Below are 21,634 nucleotides of genomic sequence, written 5' to 3'. Positions count from 1 at the left end.
GATGGCTGTAAAAAAGATAGCGCAGGGAATTAATTCGGTAGGGGCTGTTGACTGGGACAGAAAACTTTTTGATGAACTTATTCCTCTTCCGGAAGGCACAAGTTATAATTCATATTTTATTGAAGGTAATGAAAAGACAGCCCTGATTGACACGGTGGACCCGGTTAAGACGCATGAACTTTTTAAAAACCTTGATTCTTTGGGTGTGAAGAAAATAGATTATGTAATTGCCAACCACGCGGAACAGGACCATTCAGGGTCGCTGCCCGCGGTGTTAAAAAAGTTCCCGGGCGCGAAAATAGTGACAAATGAAAAATGCAAAGGGTTTTTAAAAGATTTCATGCCGGAACTTAACGACGGTGATTTTATGACTGTAGCGGATAAACAGGAAATATCCCTTGGCAGCAGGACGCTTCAGTTTTTCCTTACGCCGTGGGTGCACTGGCCGGAAACCATGATTACACTTTTAAAAGAGGATAAAATTCTTTTTACATGCGATTATTTTGGTTCGCACGTGGCTGTTTCCGATATATTTGACACGGCGCATACTTATACTTCCGCCAAAAGGTATTACGCGGAAATTATGTCGCCTTTCAGAAATGTAATTAAAAAGAATATGGAAATTGTACGCTCCATCAATCCGGCTATGATTTGCCCAAGCCACGGCGTGGTGCACACCGACCCATCTAAGATTATGTCATGGTATGACGAATGGATAAAGGACGACGTGAAAAATTACGCGCTTGTGCTTTATATCTCCATGCATCACAGCATGAAAGCCGCGGCAGAACACCTTGCCGATTCCCTTGCAAATAAAGGGGTAAGGACAAAACTGTATAACCTTTCAAATGCCGATATAGGCGAAATTGCAATGGATCTTGTGGACGCGGCAACTGTTATAGTGTGCGCGCCCACCGTGCTTGCGGGCGTTCATCCCGTTGCGGCCAATGTGGTGTACCTGTTTAACGCGTTAAGGACAAAGACAAAATTTTTATCCCTTATAACAGGGTGGAACTGGATGGAAAAAGCGCAGGAAGCGCTTGCGGCAATGGTGCCTAATTTTAAAGGCGAGCTGATAGCGCCGCTTAAAATTCAGGGATACCCCAAAAAAGCGGATTTTGAGGCTATAGACGCCATGGCACAGGCGGTAGTGGAAAAGCACAAAACAATTAATCTTATTTAAAAATCGGAGATAAAAAGTGAGCACTGTAAATATAAAAGATGTTTTTAAGGTGGCGATAAAGATAGAGGAAAACGGCAGAAGGTTTTATGAATACGCGGCGTCAATGGCGGGAAACAGGGACATAAAAGGCGTGATGCTGACGCTTGCCAAAGAAGAGGAAAAACACAAAAAGACATTTGAAAAAATGATGGCACAGCTTAAAGGCAGATATTCAATGTCAGAATTTTCAGAGCAGTACATGGAAAACCTTATGGTTTACATAGAAGAGAAGATTGTTTTTAAAAAAGATAAGTTTAATTCCGCGGCAGCTGAAAAAAAGATGGACAACATAATTCACGCCGTGGATTTTGCAATGGACAGGGAGCAGGATTCCATAACCCTGTATGAAGGCATTAAAAACATCGTAAAAAAAGAACACGCGGACATTGTGCAGCGGATAATAACAGAAGAACAGAACCACTTTTTAAAGCTTTCAATGGCTAAAAAACTATTGGAAAAAAAATAAAACAGGAGGAACAAGATGGCTGAAAAAATGGGGATTTATAAGTGTATGGTCTGTGGAAATGTTGTAGAGGATATCGTACCGGGAATAGGGGAACTTATCTGCTGCGGAGAACCGATGAAGCTTATGGATGAAAAAAACAAGGACGGCGCCGGCGAAAAACACGTGCCTGTAATAGAAGCGTCAGGCGACGGTGTGCTGGTTAAAATAGGGTCAGTACCGCACCCTATGGAAGCTGACCATTGGATACAGTTTATTGAAGTCACAGCCACTGACGGCTTTGTGACAAGAAAAGATTTAAACCCCGGCGACAAACCCGAAGTATTTTTCCAGATTCCGGTTGCCAAGATAGCAGTTGTAAGGGAATTCTGTAATAAGCACGGCCTTTGGGCGAAGTAAGGCGCAGCTAGGCAGCTAGGCAGCTAGGCAGCTAGGCAGCTGGGCGGCTGGGCGGCTGGGCAGCTGGGCAGCTAGGCAGCTGGGCAGCTGGGCAGCTGGGCGGCTGGGCGGCTAGGCAGCTAGGCAGCTAGGCAGCTGGGCAGCTGGGCAGCTGGGCGGCTGGGCGGCTGGGCGGCTGGGCGGCTTGGAAGGCTGGTTTAGGTGTGGTTGGAGCGAGCTTGCGAAGCGGAAATCCCGGCAATGAAGCGAATATATGAGCGAAGCAGGCGGGACAGTGTAATGGTATCGCTATAGCTTAAATGCCTATAGCTTAACCCGCTAATTTATTAAAAACAGGATTTTAAATTTCATAATTCACAAGGAGAACGGTAATGGGAAAACTTAAAGGTACACAGACAGAAAAAAACCTTCTGGCTTCTTTTGCGGGGGAATCTCAGGCAAGGATGCGCTATAACTATTTTGCAAGCGCGGCTAAAAAAGAAGGGTACGAACAGATTGCGGAACTTTTTAATGAAACCGCGGAGAATGAAAAAGAGCATGCAAAAAGATTTTTTAAATTTCTTGAAGGCGGAATGGTTGAAATTACCGCTATGTATCCGGCCGGTGTAATCGGCTCCACTTTGGAAAACTTAAAAGCGGCTGCCGACGGCGAACAGGAAGAACACACAGAGCTTTACCCGGGAGCTGCGGAAACAGCAGACAAAGAAGGGTTTAAAGAGATAGCTGCCTGCTACAGGAACATTGCAAAAGTGGAAGCGGAACATGAAGCACGCTACCGCAAGCTTGCTGCCAATATTGAAAAGGGCGAAGTGTTCAAAAAGTCACATGTTGTCAGGTGGAAATGCCGCAACTGCGGTTTTGTACATGAAGGAAACGAAGCTCCTGAAAAATGTCCTGCATGTGTGCATCCAAAGGCGTTTTTTGAAATTAAAGAATCAAATTATTAATATATATAAGGACGCGCGCCTCTTGGGGCGCGCGTCCTGTTTTAAAAGAAACGGTTTTTATAAAAAAGTAATAAAAGTAAAACGGGGGATATGATGAAAAAAAAGTCCGCTGATAATACGGTGAAACGCGAAGTGTCAATTGTCCTGTCAGGGGAAGCAGGCCAGGGAATCCAGTCAATAGAAACTATCCTTATTAAACTTATTAAACAGTCCGGGTATAATGTCTTTGCCACCAAAGAATATATGTCACGCGTGCGCGGCGGCGTTAATGCCACTATGTTAAGGGTATCGCAGGACAGGGCTGCGGCGCCTGTGGATAATACCGATATTTTTATTCCGCTTGAAAAAGAAGCGCTTGCAAGATACGCTTACAGGCTTGATAAAAATACAATTATAGCTGGCGATGCCGCGGTATTACAGGATGCCCGCGTCAATGACATTGCTTTTGGTAAAATTGCCGAAGCTCTTGGAAACCCGTTATTTTCTTCCATGGTAGCGGCAGGCGCGGCGTGCGGGATTATAGGGATAGGAAAAGAAACAGCGGATGAATTTATTCAAAAACTTTTCGGCAAAAAAGGCGAAGAGACCGTAAACGGAAATATAAAAGCTTTTGCCGCGGGTTATGAAGCCGGCGCGCAGACCGCGCTTAAAAATAATTTTAAAGTTAAAATAGATAAAAATATAAAAATACAGGATGAACTTATGCTGTCAGGCGCTGACGCGGTGGCTATTGGCGCAATTGCCGGCGGATGCAGCGCGGCTTTCGCGTATCCAATGACGCCGGGGACATCCGTGTTTACCGCGCTTGCGGAACATTCGCATAAAGCACAAATTGCGGTGGAACAGGCCGAAGATGAAATAGCGGCGATAAATATGGCGTTAGGCGCGTGGTACGCGGGGGCAAGGGCAATGGTTTCCACTTCAGGCGGCGGTTTTGATTTGATGACAGAAGGGGTATCGCTGGCGGGAATTACAGAAACTCCCGTGGTTATTCACCTGGCGCAAAGGCCGGGGCCGGGTACGGGTTATCCCACAAGGACAGAGCAGGGCGATTTAAACCTTGCGCTGCACGCGGGGCACGGTGAATTAGCACGCGTAATACTTGCGCCGGGCAATACCCTGCAGGCGTTTGAACTTGCAAAAGAGGCGTTTGACACCGCGGATAAATATCAGGTGCCGGTTTTTATTATGACAGACCAGTACTTTGTGGATACTTACTACAATATCCCGCAGTTTGAAGTGAAAGAAAATAAAAATCAGAATTATATAGTTGAGACAAAAGAAGGGTACAAACGCTACGCGCTTACAAAAGACGGAATTTCGCCGCGCGGCGTGCCGGGTTTTGGCAGCGGCTGTGTGTGCCTTGATTCTGACGAACACGATGAGGACGGAAGGATAACAGAAGACCTGTCCGGTATCGGGCTTAAAATGAAAGATAAAAGATTTAAAAAATTCGCGTTGTTAAGCGCGGCTGCCATTAAACCTTCCCTGTACGGCAATAAAAAATACAAAACGCTTTTTATATGCTGGGGTTCGCTTTTAAATATTGCGCTGGAAGCCATAAAAATTTCCGGCTTAAAAGACGCGGCAATACTGCATTACACTCAGGTATATCCGCTTCATAAAAGCACCGCTGATATAATCAGGAAGGCAAAAAAAGCCGTGATTATAGAAAATAACCAGACCGCGCAGTTTGCGGGGCTTATTAAAAAAGAAACAGGGCTGGATATTACCCAAAAAATACTGCGTTACGACGGGCTGGCTTTTTCCGCGGACGGACTGGCAGAAGAGATGAAAAAGAGTGTGTTGAAAACAAAAAAACCTGCCGCAAAAAAGAAAGGGAGGCGCTGACATGGCAAATTTATACGGCAAGGAGAATGTTGAAATAGCATGGTGCCCCGGATGCGGAAATTTTGGAATAAGAAATACAGTCTTAAATGCCTTAACAGAACTTGCCATCCCAAGGGAGAATTTAGTATTTGTATCCGGTATTGGGCAGGCTGCCAAAGCGCCTCAATACTACAATACAAGTTACTTTAACGGGCTTCACGGAAGGTCGCTTCCGCCGGCAGCCGCCATTAAAGCGGCCAACCCCCTGCTTAAAGTTATTGTAGAAAGCGGCGACGGTGATATGTACGGCGAAGGCGGCAACCATTTTATTCACGCCATAAGAAGAAATTCCGACATCACGGTAATTGTCCACGATAATATGGTTTACGGCCTTACAAAAGGCCAGGCATCGCCCACATCGCGCCCGGGGTTTACCACCCCCGTGCAGGTGGACGGCGTTTTTGAAAACCCGCTTAACCCTGCAGCGCTTGCCATATCGCTTGACGCCTCTTTTGTGGCGCGCGCGTCAGCGGGAGAAATGGACAGGACAAAAGAGATAATAAAGGCCGCGATAAACCACAAAGGGTTTTCCCTGGTGGATGTTTTTTCCGCCTGTGTTTCTTTTAACAAGGTAAATACCCACAGGTGGTTTAAGGAAAACACATATATAATAGAAGAAGGGTATGACCCCAAAAACAGGACAGAGGCGTTCAAAAGAAGCCTTGAAGAAGGCCCCTGGCCGCTGGGTATATTATATGTAAATGAAAACAAGCCGGTGTTTGAAGAAAAGCTTGCGCCGTATTTAAATAAAGACAATACCCCGCTGTATCTAAGGAAAAGGGAAACAAGCGTGGTAAGGGATATATTAAACACAAAGAAATAATGTGTTTACATAACGGAGGGCAAAATGTTAAAACCGGGCGATACGGCAGGGGATTTTGTTTTGAAAAACCAGTCAGACGTGGAAATTAACACCGCTGACTTTGCAGGAAAAAGGCTTCTGTTATCATTTCATCCGCTTGCGTGGACTTCTGTGTGCGCCAAACAGATGAAAACGCTTGAAGACAATTATGACGCCTTTGAAGATTTAAATGTTGTGCCGCTGGGGATAAGCTGTGACCCGGCGCCTTCCAAAAAGGCGTGGGCTGAATCCCTTGAAATAGAGCAGACAGACCTTCTGTCAGATTTCTGGCCGCACGGCGAAGTATGTAAAAAAATGGATGTATTCATAGAAAAAATGGGAATTTCCGGCAGGTTTAACATAATACTGGGGCCTGACAGAAAAGTTTTGTGGTCAAAAATATATCCGATAAAGGAAGTTCCGGACATTAAAGAAGTCCTGGAATTCCTAAAAAAAAGAAAATAGGGGAGGTAATAAAATGGACTGGGGACTTATCATTAAAGGCCTTGGACTTACAAGCGCGGTGCTTCTGATTATTGTTTTTATACTGGGTTTTTTCAGGATAAATATACCAAACAGGGTAAAACTGCATAAAACGCTTGCCATTGTTCTTTTGTGTACCGCGCTTATTCACGGCGGAATAGTAATTTATATGACCCTTAAAGGGTAAAAGGAGGAAAAGATGAAAAAATTAATTATGTTTGTCATTGCGTCTTTACTGGTAATCAGCGCAACGGTATCCGCGCATTCGCCTTCGGGAATATCCATGGAATATGACCTTACGGAAAAATCCGTAAAGGTAAACGTAATGCACACAAGCAAAGACATTACAAAGCATTTTGTTGACGAGATTATTCTTTCGGTTAACGGCGTAAAAAAAATAAGCCAGGAAACAACCGTGCAGACGGATGACAAAAGCCAGCAGCTTATATATGTTATTCCGGAACTTAAAAGCGGTGATAAAATAACGGTTAAGGCCGTATGTTCAAAATTCGGGGATTTAACAAAGGATTTAAAGGTAAAATAAAAAGCGTTTTAAAAAGGGGCATATTATGGATGTAAAAGGCGCGATAAACGCAAGGCGGGCGCACAGGGCGTTTGACCCTGTGGAGATTTCCGATGAAACAATAAAGCAGCTTGCTGATGCGGCGTCCCTTGCCCCTTCATGTTTTAACAATCAGCCTGCAAAATTTATCTTTGTTAAAGGTAAAGAACAGCTGGAAAAAGCAAAGACGGCTTTAAACAAAGGCAATGAATGGGCGTATAAAGATTCCATGATTATAGCGGTGCTTGCTAAAAAAGATTTTGACTGCGTGATAAAAGACAGGCTGTATTACCTTTTTGATACGGGAATAGCGGTCGGCAATTTAATGCTGCGCGCCGTGGAACTTGGCCTTGTGGCGCACCCAATTGCGGGGTACTCGCCGGAAAAAACAAGGGAAGTGCTTTCTATACCGGATGAATTTGAAGTGATAACGCTGATTAACGTGGGTAAAAAAGGAAACGACATATCCGCCCTGTCTGACTGGCAGAAAGAACAGGAAGACAACAGGCCGGCGCGCCTGCCCGCGGAAAACAGGTATTCAATTGATACATATAATGAAAAGTTAAATGTAAAACCCGCGCGGTGAAAAAACCGGCAAGGGGGCTAAAGTGAAAATAACAGAAGAACTTTCAATAAACACGCTTCGCATGTTATCAGTTGATATGGTGGAAAAGGCAAAATCCGGACATCCGGGCATGCCTTTGGGCGCGGCGCCCATGATATATACCTTATACTCCAAATTCTTAAAGCACAATCCGGCTGACCCAAAATGGGCGGACAGGGACCGTTTTATCCTGTCAGCGGGCCACGGCAGCGCGCTTTTATATTCGCTTCTTCATCTTTACGGATACGGTATTTCATTGGATGACCTTAAAAATTTCAGGCAGTGGGAAAGCATTACTCCCGGACACCCGGAATACAATCTTACGCCCGGGGTTGAAGCCACAACAGGGCCCTTGGGCCAGGGGTTTGCAATGGGTGTGGGAATGGCAATCGCGGAAAAAAAACTTGCCGGATGTTTTAATAAAAAAGGGCATAATATAATAGACCATTATACTTATGGCATTGTGTCAGACGGCGACCTTATGGAAGGGGTTGCTTCCGAAGCCGCGTCCCTTGCCGGCACCATGAAACTTGGAAAAATAATATACCTGTATGATGACAACGGGATCTCCATAGAGGGCGACACTGATATTTCTTTTACGGAAAACGTAAAGGCAAGATTTGAAGCGTACGGATGGCACACTAGTATAGTGGCTGACGGCAATAATACATATGACATTGAACAGGCGATAAACGAAGCACGGCGGGAAAAAAACCGCCCTTCGCTTATTACGGTAAGGACACATATTGGTTTTGGTTCTCCCCGGCAGGATACAGCGCAGGTGCACGGTGAGCCGCTGGGAAAAGAAAATGTGATAAAGACAAGACGGTTTTTTGGCTGGCCTGAAGAATCTGATTTTTACGTGCCAAAGGAAGTATCGGATAATTTTACGGAGCTTGCAAAAGCAGGTATTCAATCACAGCGCGAATGGAATGACGGGATTGACGCTTACAGGTTAAGTTTCCCCAAAGAACAGTGGCTGCTGGATAAATATTTAAGCGGCAGTGTTAATGAAGTCCTTTTAAAAAATCTGGAATTTTTTCCGGAGGGTGAAAAAATTGCCACGCGTACGGCATCCGGAAAAGTAATGAACATTATTGAAAAATATATGACGGAATTTATGGGCGGGTCTGCGGATTTATCACCTTCCACAAAGACAGAGTTAAAAGGGCAGGGCAGTTTTGGTATTTCGGGGATGTGCAGCCGCAATATACATTTTGGCGTGCGCGAACACGCGATGGGCGCAATTATAAACGGTATGGCTCTGCACGGCGGTATAATTCCTTACTCCGCCACATTTCTGATATTTTCCGATTACATGAGGCCGGCTATAAGGCTTGCGGTGCTTATGAAAACGCATTCTATATTTGTATTTACGCACGACAGCATAGGGCTTGGCGAAGACGGGCCAACCCATCAGCCGGTGGAACAGCTGCCGTCGCTGCGTATGATACCGGGGCTTACCGTAATAAGGCCGGCTGATGCCAATGAAACCGTTGCCGCATGGTACACGGCGGTAACTCAAAAGATACCGTTCGCGCTTGTGTTCACACGGCAGGACCTGCCTGTGCTGGATAACGAAAAACATAAAGTATTTGAAAACGCGCAAAAAGGCGGTTACGTGCTGGAACATGGCGGGCAGAACCCGGACGTACTGATAATAGCCACGGGTTCAGAAGTTCATCCCGCGTTAAAGTCCGCAGAGCTTTTAAAAAGCAGTAATATAAAAGCAAGGGTGGTTTCACTGCCGTCCTATGAAATATTTTTAAGGCAGCCGGAAGTTTACCGTGAATCAGTAATACCTTCTCATTTAACAAAACGTATTGTTGTGGAAGCTTCTCATCCGGCATTCTTTAAAGGGCTTGCAGGCAGTGATGGTGTTGTTATTGGAATTGATAAGTTTGGCGCGTCCGCGCCGGGCGGCACGGTAATGGAACAATACGGCATGACAGCAGAAAATATAGCGGCAAAAGCAATTGAGATTTTTAAAAAGAAATAATATACGGAGGATAAAATGAAACTTGCTGTAATAGGCCTTGGCAGAATGGGGTTAAACATGGCGCTTAGGCTTGCACGCGGCGGCCACAGCGTCACGGCGTATAACCGCACGCCGGAAAAAACAAAAGAAGCGCAGAAAGAAAAAGGGATACAGGGCGCGTATTCGCTTAAAGAGGTAATAGATTCGCTTGAAGCGCCGCGCGTGGTGTGGCTTATGCTGCCGGCGGGCGACGTGTCGCAGAACCACATAGATGAATTAAAGGTAATAATGAAAGCGGGAGATATAATAGTGGACGGCGGAAATTCGCATTACAGCGGCGACATAAGCCGCGCGGAAGAACTGAAAAAATACGGCATAATGTATGTGGACGCCGGCGTATCCGGAGGCGTGTGGGGTTTAAACTGCGGCTACGGCATAACGGCAGGCGGCAGCAAAGAGGCGTTTAAAATAATAGAGCCCGCGTTAAAAACGCTTTCCCCGGAAAAAGGGTACCTGTACTGCGGTACTGCGGGCGCCGGCCATTACGTAAAAATGGTGCATAACGCGATAGAGTACGGGATGATGGAAGCATACGCGGAGGGGTTTCAGATATTAAAAGCTTCGCCTTACGCTGACGGGTTTGACCTAAAAAATATTGCCGGGGCGTGGAACCACGGAAGCGTTATAAGGTCGTGGATGCTGGGGCTTTTGGAAAATTCTTTTGAAAAAGACAAAGACCTGTCATCTATTCAGGGATATGTGCAGGATTCCGGCGAAGCGCGCTGGGCTTTAAAAGAAGCGGTGGATAACGGCGTTGCAGCGGATGTGATTGCGGCATCGCTGTTTAAAAGGTTTAATTCAAGGCAGAAGGACGTGTTTGCCAATAAAATAACCGCGGCTTTACGAAATGAATTTGGCGGCCACGAAACTGCCGGCATAAAGGCGGATGTGAAAACAGATTCGCCTTCGGCAGGCGGTGTAAAACATTCCGGGGGCAATAATGAAAAGCCAAGATGATACGATACAGGTAAACGTAAATGCGCAGGCTCATGCCCTGTGCGAAATTCAAAAGGGGTTAAAATGCGGCGTAATAATACCCGGCGCGTCAGGCGATTTAACTTACAGAAAGCTTCTTCCTTCATTATATAATCTATACGCGGCTAAAAGGCTGCCGGAAGAATTTTTTATTTTGGGGTATGCCAGGACGGTTATGGATAATGACACATTCAGAAAAACCGCCAAAGACGCGGTGTTAAATTCAAAAAAAATTGTTAATGATATACGGCTAAAAAGTTTTCTGGACAGGTGCAATTACATTTCCGGCGGTTATGATGACAAAGAGGCTTTGTTAAATCTGAAAAAACGAGCGGATGAACTGGCTGTGGAATTTAATACCGGGGGCAACCTGATAGTGCATATGGCCACTCCTTCGGAATTTTTCGGAAAAATTACAAAATGCCTGTATGAAGCGGGGCTGATAAAAAAAGACGGGGATGAAAAACCGTTTATTAGGGTCATGTATGAAAAACCTTTTGGGCGTGATAAAGAAAGCGCCAAAGCGCTTAATATTGAATTACTTGAATATCTTTCAGAAAAACAGATTTACCGTATTGACCATTACCTTGGCAAAGAGACTGTGCAGAACATCCTTGTGTTCAGGTTTGCCAACATGATTTTTGAACCGGTCTGGAACAGTGAATATATTGACAATATTCAGATAACTTTTTCCGAAGACATAGGCGTGGAACACAGGGCGGGTTATTATGAAAAATACGGAGCTTTAAGGGATATTTTTCAGAATCACATGCTGCAGCTTGCCGCCCTTATAGGGATGGAACATCCGGCGGGACTGGACGAAGAAAGCATAAGAAGCGAAAAAATGAAGTTTTTTAAATCAATAACCCCTTTTGATTTAAGCGGTTTAAAAGATAGTGTGATAATGGGGCAGTATGCTGCCGGCAATAATATGACAGGTTACAGGCAGGAACAGGGCGTTAATTCTGATTCCTGTGTTGAAACTTATTTTGCCTTAAAGATGTTTGTGGATAATAAGCGGTGGGAAGGCGTCCCGTTTTACATAAGGGCGGGCAAAAGGTTAAAACGTAAAACATCACAGATTGCCGTTGTATTTAAAAAAGTCCCGTCGTGCATGTTCTGCAGGGAACATCAGGGCAACACTATGTCTCCCAACATACTGGTATTCGGTATTCAGCCGGAGCAGGGTGTAAACCTTACGTTTCAGGCAAAAACGCCGGGGTCAAAAATGTGCTTAGCCCCGCTTGAAATGAAATTTAATTACAATGATTTATTCGGCGGGCAGGTATCTGATGATTATGAAACCCTTATATTGGACTGCATGCAGGGGGACAGGACATTGTTCTGGACAAAAGAAGGCTTGGAAATATCGTGGCAGCTGCTGCAGCCCGTGCTTGAACAGTGGGAAGCCTGCAGGATAGGTGAAAAACAGCAGCTTCTTCACATGTATCAGGCAGGGTCATGGGGGCCTGAAGAAGCGGATATGCTGATTGAAAAAGACGGAAGAAAGTGGATAATAAAAGAGTAATAGAAGTTTTGAATTTTGGAGGATAAATGGAAATAACGGTTCATGAATTTCCTGACATGAAAAAACTAAGCGGCCAAAGCGCGCTTTATATAGCTGGTATTATTAAGGGCAGTATTGAAAATAAAGGCAGGTGTATTATTGCGTTATCCGGCGGAAAATCCCCAAAGCAGGTTTATGAAAAACTTGCGGAAGCTGAGGTTAACGCGGGAATCAACTGGCGCAGGGTTTTTGTTTTTTGGGGAGACGAGCGCTACACAGGGCATACGTCAGACGACAGCAATTATTACATGACATACAGAAGCTTTCTTTCAAAGGTAAATATACCGCAGGAAAATATCTTCAGGGTGCCGGTGGAAGTGTCCCCCGCATCGTACGCGGCAATCCTTTATGAACGCATGATGGAAAAGTTTTTTATGTCCATGGGCGCGGTTAACGGAAAAAAAAGGACGCCTGTTTTTGACCTTATGCTGCTTGGGGTGGGCACGGACGGCCACACGGCATCATTATTCCCCGGCCATGAAGCGGTTAACGAGAAAAAAAGATGGGTGGTAAGTTTAAAAACCGCTGATAATATTCAGGAACGCGTTACAATGACCCTGCCGGTTATAAATTCCGCGTGCAATGTGGTCTTTATAGTCTCCGGTGAGGGCAAAGGCAAAATAATAAGGTCAGTGCTGGAAGAACGCGGCACAGACAAAAAAGAATACCCCGCCGCAAAAATCACCCCGGAAACGGGCACAGTTTGGTTTGTGGATAAAAGGGCGGTTAAGTAACAGCAGCAGCTTGGCAGCTGGGCAGTTAAGCGGCTTGGCAACCTGGTTTAGCATTGGTAGCCGCACCCTTTAGGGTGCGTGTTTTTGGTGTTGCAGGTTTGTATGTTCGGTCTTACCTCCGACTTTCTGTTCTTAATATACAGGATAAAACAACTCCGGAAAGGGTAATTTGACATGGAAAAAACAATTAAAGAACTGACAATGCTGCTTTTGTACTTAAACTCATGGAAAGAAAAATTAATTGACGGCGAAAAGGTTAACCGCAGCTGGAAAAATTTCCGTTATGAGGTTCTGGACCAATTGGAAGAAGAAGGCTTAATATACGGCGGTAAGAAATCAAAATCTGTCACTATAAGCGAAAAGGGTATGAAAACAGCGGTTAAGCTTGCAGAAAAATACATGAAAATGGGCAAAAAAACAGAGTAACTAATCTCCGGCATCTGTGATTATATTAACGTAGAGGCGTAATACATTACGCCTCGCACTTGAGCCTCGCACTTGATTTTAAATTGTAACTGGATCTGGTAGGCGCGTCCCTTTAGGGCGCGGCAGTTGATTTTGATCCGGTATTGGAATTTGATCTGGTAGACGCGGGTCTTCAGCCCGCGGCCTTTGTTCTGGTTTTTAATAAAAAAATCTATAGAATACGGAAAGTGAACATAAAACTGTTTACTTTGAATAACGTTGTTGGAGGGGAAATGAAAAAAATACTGCCGTTGATAATACTATGCCTGTTTGCATGTTCAATTTATAGTTATCCATATTATATGGAAAGTGCATCATCTGTCGGGATGGGCAATGCGAAAACTGCTTTGGCTGATGATGAAAATGCTATCTTTCAAAATCCTGCGGGTTTAGCCGGCATAGAGAATACATCGTTTTCTTTATCGGGCGCTTTGACAAAATACCTTTGGAAGGGAAGCACACATACCGCGGACTCCGGTGATTTTTTGTCTACCGCTTACGGTGTCAGTTATATAAATAAAAATTATGGTTTTAATATTTATGTCAGAGCACAGGGCGATGTGCTGAATAAAACTTTTTCTGACAATGGAGAGGCTGTCGATTCCTTAATATATGAGTATCAGTTAGCGGGGGCGTATGGAATAGATCTATTATCTAACATCTCAATAGGTATTAATGTTAAATATAATCATGTTATTTCCAAGATATCAGATGTCAATAATACTTTGCTTTTTGGCGCGGGAGTATTATTAGAAATAACGGAAGAGTTTAAGATGGGTGTTAATATTCATGATGTTGGAGGTATAAATTTTAACAGATATCATATTTGGGATGATTATGGAAGGGAGATGGAATCTGATATTTTACCTTGGGATATTGACTTTGGCATTAGTATAAAAGTATTTGACAGTTTGACAGCGGCATTTGATATTAAAAATATAATTGGAGGATACTTTGATCTGCCTACGGTAGTTCCTGCGTATGCAGGATATTTTCAGCCGGTTATTGCAAATACTATCAGCTATAACTTTGGCCTTGTTTACAGCGTTTCTGATTCTATCACGTTATTAAGCGGAATTATTATAAGAGAAGAACCGCAGGATTTCTTTTATTATATATATAACACCGGTGATTCGTTTAAGATGATTCAAAAAACAATTGTTTCTGCTGGATTGGAATGGCAAGTTGAAAATTGGATGTTTAACTTTACATTAAATGATGATTTTAGAGAAGTCGGCGATGTTAAAATGCCATTAAGTTACTATTTAACAATCAGATTAAATATTTAATAGAAGCCGGATATGGTTAAGGCTTAATACTTCTTTTACGGAGGGTACTATCATGGCAAAGAAAATACTTATTGCCTACGGGTCTTTTTCGGGGTCAACGGCTGAAACCGCGGAATTTATCGGAAAGAAGCTGTCTGAAAAGGGCATGCAGGCTGATGTGAAGCCTGTAAATAAAATTAAATCAGTTGAAGGCTATGACGGCGTTATCATCGGCAGCGGTGTTGTGATGGGGAAAATAAAAGGCTCTGTCGTGAAATTTGTCTCCGCGTACAAAGACGCGCTGTTAAAGGTTCCTGTGGGTTATTTTCTTGTATGCCTGACAATGCAGAAAGACACGCCTGATAACAGAAAAACCGCAGCCGGGTATCTGGATCCGGTCAGGGCTTTTGTCAAGCCGGTAAGTGAAGGGCTGTTTCCGGGCAAGGTGGATTTTAAAACGTTACCGTTTCCCATGAACTTTTTAACCCTGATGCCGGCCTTTAAAAAAGGCGTGCCCGAGGGGGATTTCAGGGACTGGGCAAAAGTGGAAAAATGGGCAGACGAGACAGCTTCAAAGTTTTAAAGTTTTTATTTATTGGATATGGGATAAAAGTTTATGGGATACTGCCTTGTTTTGGTAGGCGCGTCCCTTTAGGGTGCGGCAGTTGATTTGATTTTGTAATTGTATTTACCAAACATCCAAGCCTCTAAGCGTCCGAGTATCTGTTTTATCATCCTTTGGCCTTTCTGAAGCCGTGGTAATATATTATATTAGTAATATAATGTATTTGACAAAACATTATATTACTAATATAATATATTTAAACACGTAAAGAAGGTGAATAATGGAAACGGTGAAACTAAAAGAGCTTGTACAGTCCCACAGGGAAAGGTTTCTGGCGCGTGGTGGGTTAATAAAAAGGGAACTTCAGTCCGGGCTGGAAAAATTTTATGATACGGGTGAAATTGTGCTTATAACCGGCGTCAGGCGCAGCGGGAAGTCGTCGCTTATGCGGCTGATATGCGGTGATATTATGAAAGCCGGAGTCCGCAAAGAAAATATATTATATGTGAATTTTGATGATGAACGTTTTATAGATTTTACCAGCGCTGATTTTGAGGTTTTATATGAAACGTACCTGGAGGCGGAAAATCCGCGCGGGAAGAAATATTTCTTCTTTGACGAGATACAGAACATAAGCGGCTGGCAGAGGTGGGCAAACAGGCTTTATGAGCGGGGGGATACAAAGGTATTTATCACCGGGTCAAACGCATCCATGTTAAGTTCTGAAATATCAACACATCTTACAGGCAGGAACAGGCAGGCTGTAAACTGGCCTTTTTCCTTTGGGGAATACCTAAAATTTCATGAAGTTTCTGCGGCTGTTTCAAAACCTCCCTCTGCCGAGAAAAAGGCCGCGCTAAAGTCCCGTTTAAGTTTATACATAGCCGGAGGAGGATTTCCGGAAGCCGTGAAAAACAACGACGTCACACTGGTGGAGCAATATTACAAAGATATTATATACAGGGACATAATTTCAAGATACGCGCTGCGTAATTCGCGCGAGTTTAAAGAACTGTGCGTATATCTTTCTTCAAACATAGGAACCATATGCAGCTATGAAAACCTTGCTAAAATGATACATGCTAAAAACATTACAACGGTTAAAAATTATCTGGAATACCTTGAAAGCGCGTATATGTTTTTTAGGCTGCCGATGTTTGATTTTTCCGTAAGAAGGCAGATATATAATCCCGGAAAATTCTACTGCGTTGACACGGGGATGGCCAAGGTAACAGGTTTTAAATTCTCCGAAAATGCCGGGCATATTTATGAAAACGCTGTTTTCCTGGAATTAAAGAGAAGAAACAGGGAAATATATTACTGGAAATCAAAGGACGGCCATGAGGTTGATTTTGTCTGCAGGGAAGGGATGAAAATAACCGAAGCCATACAGGTGTGCCTTGATATATCCGCGGAAAAGGCTAAAGACAGGGAAATAAGGGGGCTGGTAGAAGCGGCAGCCGAGTTGAAGGTAAAAAAACTGACCATAATAACCAAAGATGAAGAAAAGATAATAAATCATGGCGGCTTAAGTGTGGCAGTGGTGCCGATGTGGAAGTGGCTGCTTAAACCCGCTTAATTATGAGACAGGTATTATGCCTTGGCAGGTTTGGCTTTTGTCTTAATAATGTTTTCATTTATGGGATAGAATTTTTGGAATTGGTAGACGCGGGTATTCGGCCCGCGGTTTTTGTTTTTGCAGGGACGGCGCTACCGCACCGTCCGGGTAATAAAATAATATAACTTATGGAGATAATATGAACAAAAAAATATTAGTGTTAAGCGTGCTTTTTTTATTTTTAATTATGGGATGCGGTGCAAAAAATCAAACCGCAATTGGGGTCATGGATCCGCAGTACTGGAAAACGCAGGCTATTAAGGATATAATTCCATTCTGGGAAAAAACCATTGATGAAGACTACGGCGGTTTTCATACTGACGTAACTTATGAAGGGCAGGTTGAAGCGGGAAGCAAACTTCCAAGGATGAATTCAAGGGTTGTTTTTGGTTTTGCCGCCGCGTATATGCTTTCAGGCGATGAAAAATACCTGCGTTTTGCGGAACATGGCATGAAATACCTTAGTGACGCGGGGTGGGATAAAGAAAACGGCGGCTGGTACGCTTTTACTGATGATTACGGCGGCGGCGATATGGGCGCTAAAAATATGTTTGACCAGACGTATGGGAATTTAGGGCCTGTATTTTATTATATTGTAACGGGGGATAAAAGAGCGCTGGAACTTGTGGGGCGGACGCATACGCTGATGAATGAAAACGCATGGGATAAAAAGTATGGCGGTTATTATACGATGGTGGATAATCAGTGGCAGAACATTACAACCGCCAAATCGTTTAACGCCCAGCTTGATACATGCACGGCATATTTAATCTACTATTATCTGGCAACAGGGGACGAAAACCTGTTACAGGATTTAGTACGCCTTTGTGATGTTATTGTTGAAAAAATGGTGGATAAAAAAACGGGTTTTGTGGGTGAAAGCTATACGGCTGACTGGACCGGCAAGGAAACTGAACTTTGGGGAGGGCACAATACAAAAACCGGCTGGGTTATGATGCGCATGTATTATCTTACAGGTAATAAGGAGTATTTAACGGCGGCGCAGAAAATAGATTCCGCCCAAAGAAAGTATATGTGGGATAAAAAACACGGCGGATGGTTTTTTAAATTCATAAGCACCCGCCCCGGTTCAATTGACGATTCCAAAGACTGGTGGACCCAGGAAGAAGGCAATAATCTGATGCTTAACATGTATTATCACTCCAAAGATAAAAAGTAAATTGAGATATTTAAAAAAAGCGCGGAGTTCTGGGATAAGTATTTCATAGATAAAACATACGGGGAGTGTTATGAAACCCTTCTGGCGGACGGCACACCGTCGTCGCGCGTTAAAGGGACAATGTACAAATCCGCCTACCATACAATGGAACAGGCCCTGTTTAATTACCTGTATCTTAGCCTATATGTCCATAAAAAAGACGCGGAACTGTATTTTAATTTAAGTTCAGATACGGAAGGGCAAAAGCATTATGTAAACATACTTGAAGCAAAAGAGGTAAAGATAAAAAGCGTGGAAATTGACGGTAAAGCGTGGGAAAAGTTTGAAGATGATTATGTTTTGCTTCCAAAAGGGAATAATATGAAGGTAAAAGTGGTATTTGGGATAGAGTAATGGGTGATTTGTATTTGTTATCGCACAGATTGTATTTTTGTCTTGGTAGACGCGGGTCTTTAGCCCGCGGTAGTTGGTTCAGTTTTTGTAGGGATAGCGCTCCCGCGCTGTCCGGTATTTGATTTAGTTTTTGTAATTGTCTTTGCCGACCTTCCAATCATCTAATCATCCAAACATCTGTTTCACTGTCCCTCCGTCCCTCCGTCCCTCGTATTTTTATTGCAGTTTTCATCTATGTATTTTCCGCTTGCTGAATGCCCGGTGTTGTTATAGACTTGAAAAGCTTTAAAGTTATATGTCAGGGCAGACATCAGGCCTTTATAAAATGGAGGAATTAAATGAAAAGAATATTAACTGTTTTTGTTTTATTATACATTATACTGTTTCTGACAGTTTCCTGCCAGAAACCATGTAATACCTGCCCCACGGTTGTGGAAGTTACTGTCGTGGTTATAGCCACATCCACGCATACATGCGATTATACTGCCACGGTCACGTGCACCGCTACGCCCATAACTTCCGCAACACCCACATGCACAATTACTCCAACCCCCACAACCACAAGAATCTGCAGCCCGGAGCAGTGTAATGGTATTGACGACGACTGCGACGGTATTATTGACAATGATTTTCCTGAACAGGGGCAGGAGTGTTTTGAAGGGTATGGCGCATGCAGGCAATCCGGTGTTTTTGTGTGCAACGGCAGCAGCGGGGTAATCTGTAACGCTGTAGCATTGGAACCGCAGACAGAGATATGCAACGGCCTTGACGATGACTGTGACGGCCTTGTTGATGAAGATTTTCCTGATTTGGGACAGCAGTGTTTTGAAGGGCTGGGTGCGTGCAGACAATCCGGTGTTTTTGTGTGCGACAGCGGCGGCGGGGCAATCTGTAATGCTGAACCGTTGATGCCGCAAACGGAGATATGTAACAACGGGATTGATGACGACTGCGATGGATTAATAGACATGGAAGATCCTGACTGCATACTATAACTGACGCAGGACTTCATCCCGCGGTTGTTGGTTTGTCTTTGTAGGGACAGCGCTCCCGCGCTGTCCGGTATTTGATTTGGTTTTTGTTATTGTCTTTACAAAGCCTCCAAGCATCTAACCTTCCAAGCATCTGTTTTACTGTCCCTCCGTCCCTTTTGCGTATTTAATCAAAAAACCTACTTGACAAAATAGCTACAAAATAGTAAATTTAAATTGGGTCCTGATCATTATATAGGCAGCATAATGATGCAGGGGGCAGAAGGGAGAAAAAAATGGGTACAAAGAAAAAAGTTTTTGGGAGAATCTGGGAGGATAACAGGTTTCAAAGCCTGTTTGTGTGTTCGTGCGGGAAAAGGGAGTGGGTAATTGAAACCGAAGAAGATCCCAAAAAAGTTATATGCAATATCTGCGCAAACACACACTACCTGAAAAAAAGCAAAACCGGACGTTATATGGTATTGGAAAACGCGTAAAAATTTCTAATATCCTGTCCGGGATAATCGCTGATCTTAATGCAAACTTAGGGTCATACCCCAAGTTTGCATTGAACATTTCTGACGCGTGATGCTGGTTTTTACCTGTAGAACCGCAATGTATTGCAGCTCGTATTTGAATTGGAATTGGTAGCCGCGTCCCTTTTCCGGCCGTCGCAGCAAAAAACTGTTATGGCGGAGATGGCAGGGCGCGTTGTTTAGATTTGTGCCGTTGCAGACACGGGTCTTTAGTTCGCGGTAGTTGGCTTAATTTTTTGTAGGGATAGCGCTCCCGCGCTGTCCGGGTTTTGAATGTGTCTTGTTATCGCACAGTTTGTATTTATGACCTGGTAGACGCGGGTCTTCAGCCCGCGGCCTTTGTAGTTGTTTTTACCAAGCCTCTAAGCCTCAAAGCATCCAAGCCGCCATTAGTATTTTAGGGTAGTTAACAGAAGTATTAACTTGACAAAACACCTACAAATATGTAATATAAATATTGTTCTTTCATTTTCTAATAAATGCAAGTGGCGCGGGGGTAGATGGGAGCCGAAGATGAAGGGAAAGGCAAGAGTTTTTGGGAGGGTGTGGGAAGATGACAAATATCACAGCCTGTTTGTGTGTTCGTGCGGGCAGACAACATGGGTAATGGAAACAGAGGAAGATATAAAAGAAGTTAAATGCAGTTTCTGCGAAAAGTCACATTTTCTTGTAAAGAATAACAGCGGGCGTTATATGGTAATGAAAGTAAAATAAACAGCAAAGCTGACCGGGAGGGTGAAGTGAAAAAAATCTTTCTATTAATGGTAATATTGCTTTTATCAAATATGTCTTTTGGAGAAGTTATTAAAAGCATTGGTGAAATTAACGGCGGAATTAATCTGCTTGCGATGACCGAATACAACAAAGACGCTCAGGAACAAAACGAAAGTTTTGAATCTTTAAATGCATCTTCGGATTTTAGGCTGATTACTTCCGGCGGCTTGGTAAGCATTGCCGGGGCTTATATATTTGACAGCCCGTCCGGTTTATGGGCGTTTTATTTGAAAAATGATTACATTATTGTTCTGGATAATGACAGTAAAGTGTTTTGGCCTAACAGCACCAATGAATTACTGACTATGAAAAGTAATTTAAGCGCTGATTATTTTGGCCTTGGGTTTAGAAAGTATTTTCAGGACAAATGGAAAAATGAACAGGTGAATTTCTTTCTTGGATTTGATGCTGGTATTATGTATTCAATTGCAAATCAGGTGGAAGGCAATGCATATACAGCAACAGGCGATGAAATGGGAACGCTGTCTGTTACGCCGTTTGGTTTATTTTTTGGAACCTGTTTTGAAGCGGGCACAGATTACTGGTTTAATGATAACTTTGGATTAAATTTTAAAGCGGGGTACAGGTATTCAAAAGGTGATTTAGAGGGAATATTCCGGGGAACCGGTTATTATTACCCTCAAGACGGCTCCCTTATGGTTCAGCCTGTTGATTATTCGGGTTTGTATATTAATGGCGGAATATCTTTTTCTTTTGGAAAATCAAAAGCAAAAGAGTCTGGCGTAGCACAGGATATTGATGATTCAATCTCTAATCTATCAAATGAAGGTGTAGAACCTTCTGATGTCGAAAGTATTTCGGAGTCAGAAAAGTTGCCCGCGCTGCCCTCTGATAACAGTGAATACACGGAATTTATGAAAAAAGGCGATATAGAGTTTGAACGCAAACGTTATAAAATCGCATTGGTGTATTTTGAACAGGCGGCTTTAATTCAGGAGACGGCTGATGTATATAAAAGAATCGGGAATTGTAATTTTTATCTGGAAAATAAAGCAGAAGCAAAAAAAGCATATACAAAATCAATAGAACTAAATCCGCATGACATACAGCTGATCAATTGGCTGGAGAAATATTAGTTTCTCAACTCAAACTTGGGGTCAGACCCCGGGTTTGAGTTG

At 43.5% G+C, this 21,634-nt stretch carries 24 protein-coding genes and 1 pseudogene; all 25 read left to right on the top strand.

The window, feature by feature from the left end; genetic code table 11:
* Position 1: 1 nt before the first annotated feature.
* The 25 genes and pseudogenes from CVV21_01265 to CVV21_01145 all read left to right on the top strand — a co-directional run bounded on the left by CVV21_01265 (position 2) and on the right by CVV21_01145 (position 21,592).
* Positions 2 to 1,183, top strand: coding sequence for an MBL fold hydrolase (locus CVV21_01265; protein ID PKL93004.1), 1,182 nt, complete (start codon positions 2 to 4; stop codon positions 1,181 to 1,183).
* A 16-nt stretch (positions 1,184 to 1,199) separates the two neighbouring features.
* Positions 1,200 to 1,688 carry a hypothetical protein gene (locus tag CVV21_01260; GenBank protein ID PKL93003.1) on the top strand — a complete coding sequence of 163 codons (489 nt, stop codon included), beginning with the start codon at positions 1,200 to 1,202 and terminating at the stop codon, positions 1,686 to 1,688.
* 15 nt (positions 1,689 to 1,703) lie between these two features.
* Complete coding sequence (locus CVV21_01255) at positions 1,704 to 2,084, top strand: desulfoferrodoxin (protein ID PKL93002.1); 381 nt, start codon at positions 1,704 to 1,706, stop codon at positions 2,082 to 2,084.
* Between the two features lie 47 nt (positions 2,085 to 2,131).
* A pseudogene (locus CVV21_01250) lies at positions 2,132 to 2,341 on the top strand (hypothetical protein).
* A gap of 114 nt (positions 2,342 to 2,455) precedes the next feature.
* Positions 2,456 to 3,031, top strand: a complete 576-nt coding sequence (locus tag CVV21_01245) for a rubrerythrin family protein (GenBank protein PKL93001.1) — start codon at positions 2,456 to 2,458, stop codon at positions 3,029 to 3,031.
* A gap of 93 nt (positions 3,032 to 3,124) precedes the next feature.
* A complete protein-coding gene (locus tag CVV21_01240) occupies positions 3,125 to 4,882 on the top strand; it encodes a 2-oxoacid:acceptor oxidoreductase subunit alpha (GenBank protein ID PKL93000.1) in 1,758 nt (585 codons plus the stop codon).
* Between the two features lies 1 nt (position 4,883).
* Entirely contained in the window at positions 4,884 to 5,744 is an 861-nt protein-coding gene (locus CVV21_01235) for a 2-oxoacid ferredoxin oxidoreductase (GenBank protein PKL92999.1), read from the top strand.
* Between the two features lie 24 nt (positions 5,745 to 5,768).
* Positions 5,769 to 6,227, top strand: coding sequence for a peroxiredoxin (locus tag CVV21_01230; GenBank protein PKL92998.1), 459 nt, complete (start codon positions 5,769 to 5,771; stop codon positions 6,225 to 6,227).
* A 13-nt stretch (positions 6,228 to 6,240) separates the two neighbouring features.
* The gene (locus tag CVV21_01225) at positions 6,241 to 6,432 is read left to right on the top strand and encodes a hypothetical protein (GenBank protein PKL92997.1); all 192 of its coding nucleotides are present in this window, start codon (positions 6,241 to 6,243) and stop codon (positions 6,430 to 6,432) included.
* Between the two features lie 12 nt (positions 6,433 to 6,444).
* Positions 6,445 to 6,789 (top strand): hypothetical protein, encoded by a 345-nt coding sequence (locus tag CVV21_01220; GenBank protein ID PKL92996.1) that lies wholly within the window; start codon positions 6,445 to 6,447, stop codon positions 6,787 to 6,789.
* A 25-nt stretch (positions 6,790 to 6,814) separates the two neighbouring features.
* A complete protein-coding gene (locus tag CVV21_01215; protein ID PKL92995.1) occupies positions 6,815 to 7,393 on the top strand; it encodes a nitroreductase in 579 nt (192 codons plus the stop codon).
* Positions 7,394 to 7,415: 22 nt separating this feature from the next.
* Positions 7,416 to 9,410 (top strand): transketolase, encoded by a 1,995-nt coding sequence (gene tkt, locus CVV21_01210; protein PKL92994.1) that lies wholly within the window; start codon positions 7,416 to 7,418, stop codon positions 9,408 to 9,410.
* A gap of 15 nt (positions 9,411 to 9,425) precedes the next feature.
* Positions 9,426 to 10,406, top strand: coding sequence for a 6-phosphogluconate dehydrogenase (decarboxylating) (gnd, locus tag CVV21_01205; GenBank protein ID PKL92993.1), 981 nt, complete (start codon positions 9,426 to 9,428; stop codon positions 10,404 to 10,406).
* Complete coding sequence (gene zwf / locus CVV21_01200) at positions 10,390 to 11,952, top strand: glucose-6-phosphate dehydrogenase (GenBank protein ID PKL92992.1); 1,563 nt, start codon at positions 10,390 to 10,392, stop codon at positions 11,950 to 11,952. The genes gnd and zwf overlap by 17 nt, the downstream gene beginning before the upstream one ends.
* A 26-nt stretch (positions 11,953 to 11,978) precedes the next feature.
* Positions 11,979 to 12,725, top strand: a complete 747-nt coding sequence (pgl, locus tag CVV21_01195) for a 6-phosphogluconolactonase (protein PKL92991.1) — start codon at positions 11,979 to 11,981, stop codon at positions 12,723 to 12,725.
* Positions 12,726 to 12,899: 174 nt separating this feature from the next.
* Positions 12,900 to 13,151: a transposase gene (locus CVV21_01190; protein ID PKL92990.1), complete on the top strand. Its 252-nt coding sequence runs from the start codon at positions 12,900 to 12,902 to the stop codon at positions 13,149 to 13,151.
* Positions 13,152 to 13,294: 143 nt separating this feature from the next.
* Positions 13,295 to 14,479, top strand: a complete 1,185-nt coding sequence (locus CVV21_01185) for a hypothetical protein (GenBank protein ID PKL92989.1) — start codon at positions 13,295 to 13,297, stop codon at positions 14,477 to 14,479.
* Positions 14,480 to 14,531: 52 nt separating this feature from the next.
* A complete protein-coding gene (locus tag CVV21_01180; GenBank protein PKL92988.1) occupies positions 14,532 to 15,041 on the top strand; it encodes a hypothetical protein in 510 nt (169 codons plus the stop codon).
* 262 nt (positions 15,042 to 15,303) lie between these two features.
* Positions 15,304 to 16,602, top strand: a complete 1,299-nt coding sequence (locus CVV21_01175) for a hypothetical protein (protein PKL92987.1) — start codon at positions 15,304 to 15,306, stop codon at positions 16,600 to 16,602.
* 178 nt (positions 16,603 to 16,780) lie between these two features.
* Positions 16,781 to 17,821, top strand: a complete 1,041-nt coding sequence (locus CVV21_01170; GenBank protein ID PKL92986.1) for a hypothetical protein — start codon at positions 16,781 to 16,783, stop codon at positions 17,819 to 17,821.
* Between the two features lie 120 nt (positions 17,822 to 17,941).
* Entirely contained in the window at positions 17,942 to 18,214 is a 273-nt protein-coding gene (locus tag CVV21_01165; protein ID PKL92985.1) for a hypothetical protein, read from the top strand.
* Between the two features lie 338 nt (positions 18,215 to 18,552).
* On the top strand, positions 18,553 to 19,209 hold the full coding sequence (locus tag CVV21_01160; GenBank protein ID PKL92984.1) for a hypothetical protein: 657 nt from the start codon (positions 18,553 to 18,555) through the stop codon (positions 19,207 to 19,209).
* 272 nt (positions 19,210 to 19,481) lie between these two features.
* A complete protein-coding gene (locus CVV21_01155) occupies positions 19,482 to 19,682 on the top strand; it encodes a hypothetical protein (GenBank protein PKL92983.1) in 201 nt (66 codons plus the stop codon).
* A 552-nt stretch (positions 19,683 to 20,234) separates the two neighbouring features.
* Positions 20,235 to 20,435 carry a hypothetical protein gene (locus CVV21_01150; protein ID PKL92982.1) on the top strand — a complete coding sequence of 67 codons (201 nt, stop codon included), beginning with the start codon at positions 20,235 to 20,237 and terminating at the stop codon, positions 20,433 to 20,435.
* 26 nt (positions 20,436 to 20,461) lie between these two features.
* Entirely contained in the window at positions 20,462 to 21,592 is a 1,131-nt protein-coding gene (locus CVV21_01145) for a hypothetical protein (protein PKL92981.1), read from the top strand.
* The last annotated feature ends 42 nt before the right edge of the window (positions 21,593 to 21,634 follow it).

The organism is Candidatus Goldiibacteriota bacterium HGW-Goldbacteria-1 (genome assembly GCA_002839855.1).
GTDB lineage: Bacteria > Oederibacteriota > PGYV01 > PGYV01 > PGYV01 > PGYV01.
The sequence above is the reverse complement of the archived record's forward strand: the minus strand, read 5'-3'. Positions and strand labels throughout refer to the sequence as shown.

Coding starts and splice junctions, on each gene's coding strand:
- CVV21_01175 (PKL92987.1), top strand. CDS start 15,304: ATGGAAACGGTGAAACTAAAAGAGCTTGTACAGTCCCACAGGGAAAGG.
- CVV21_01160 (PKL92984.1), top strand. CDS start 18,553: ATGAAAAGAATATTAACTGTTTTTGTTTTATTATACATTATACTGTTT.
- pgl (PKL92991.1), top strand. CDS start 11,979: ATGGAAATAACGGTTCATGAATTTCCTGACATGAAAAAACTAAGCGGC.
- gnd (PKL92993.1), top strand. CDS start 9,426: ATGAAACTTGCTGTAATAGGCCTTGGCAGAATGGGGTTAAACATGGCG.
- CVV21_01265 (PKL93004.1), top strand. CDS start 2: ATGGCTGTAAAAAAGATAGCGCAGGGAATTAATTCGGTAGGGGCTGTT.
- zwf (PKL92992.1), top strand. CDS start 10,390: ATGAAAAGCCAAGATGATACGATACAGGTAAACGTAAATGCGCAGGCT.
- CVV21_01180 (PKL92988.1), top strand. CDS start 14,532: ATGGCAAAGAAAATACTTATTGCCTACGGGTCTTTTTCGGGGTCAACG.
- CVV21_01235 (PKL92999.1), top strand. CDS start 4,884: ATGGCAAATTTATACGGCAAGGAGAATGTTGAAATAGCATGGTGCCCC.
- CVV21_01255 (PKL93002.1), top strand. CDS start 1,704: ATGGCTGAAAAAATGGGGATTTATAAGTGTATGGTCTGTGGAAATGTT.
- CVV21_01240 (PKL93000.1), top strand. CDS start 3,125: ATGAAAAAAAAGTCCGCTGATAATACGGTGAAACGCGAAGTGTCAATT.
- CVV21_01170 (PKL92986.1), top strand. CDS start 16,781: ATGAACAAAAAAATATTAGTGTTAAGCGTGCTTTTTTTATTTTTAATT.
- CVV21_01165 (PKL92985.1), top strand. CDS start 17,942: ATGTACAAATCCGCCTACCATACAATGGAACAGGCCCTGTTTAATTAC.
- CVV21_01190 (PKL92990.1), top strand. CDS start 12,900: ATGGAAAAAACAATTAAAGAACTGACAATGCTGCTTTTGTACTTAAAC.
- CVV21_01220 (PKL92996.1), top strand. CDS start 6,445: ATGAAAAAATTAATTATGTTTGTCATTGCGTCTTTACTGGTAATCAGC.
- CVV21_01150 (PKL92982.1), top strand. CDS start 20,235: ATGAAGGGAAAGGCAAGAGTTTTTGGGAGGGTGTGGGAAGATGACAAA.
- CVV21_01230 (PKL92998.1), top strand. CDS start 5,769: ATGTTAAAACCGGGCGATACGGCAGGGGATTTTGTTTTGAAAAACCAG.
- CVV21_01245 (PKL93001.1), top strand. CDS start 2,456: ATGGGAAAACTTAAAGGTACACAGACAGAAAAAAACCTTCTGGCTTCT.
- CVV21_01155 (PKL92983.1), top strand. CDS start 19,482: ATGGGTACAAAGAAAAAAGTTTTTGGGAGAATCTGGGAGGATAACAGG.
- CVV21_01225 (PKL92997.1), top strand. CDS start 6,241: ATGGACTGGGGACTTATCATTAAAGGCCTTGGACTTACAAGCGCGGTG.
- CVV21_01215 (PKL92995.1), top strand. CDS start 6,815: ATGGATGTAAAAGGCGCGATAAACGCAAGGCGGGCGCACAGGGCGTTT.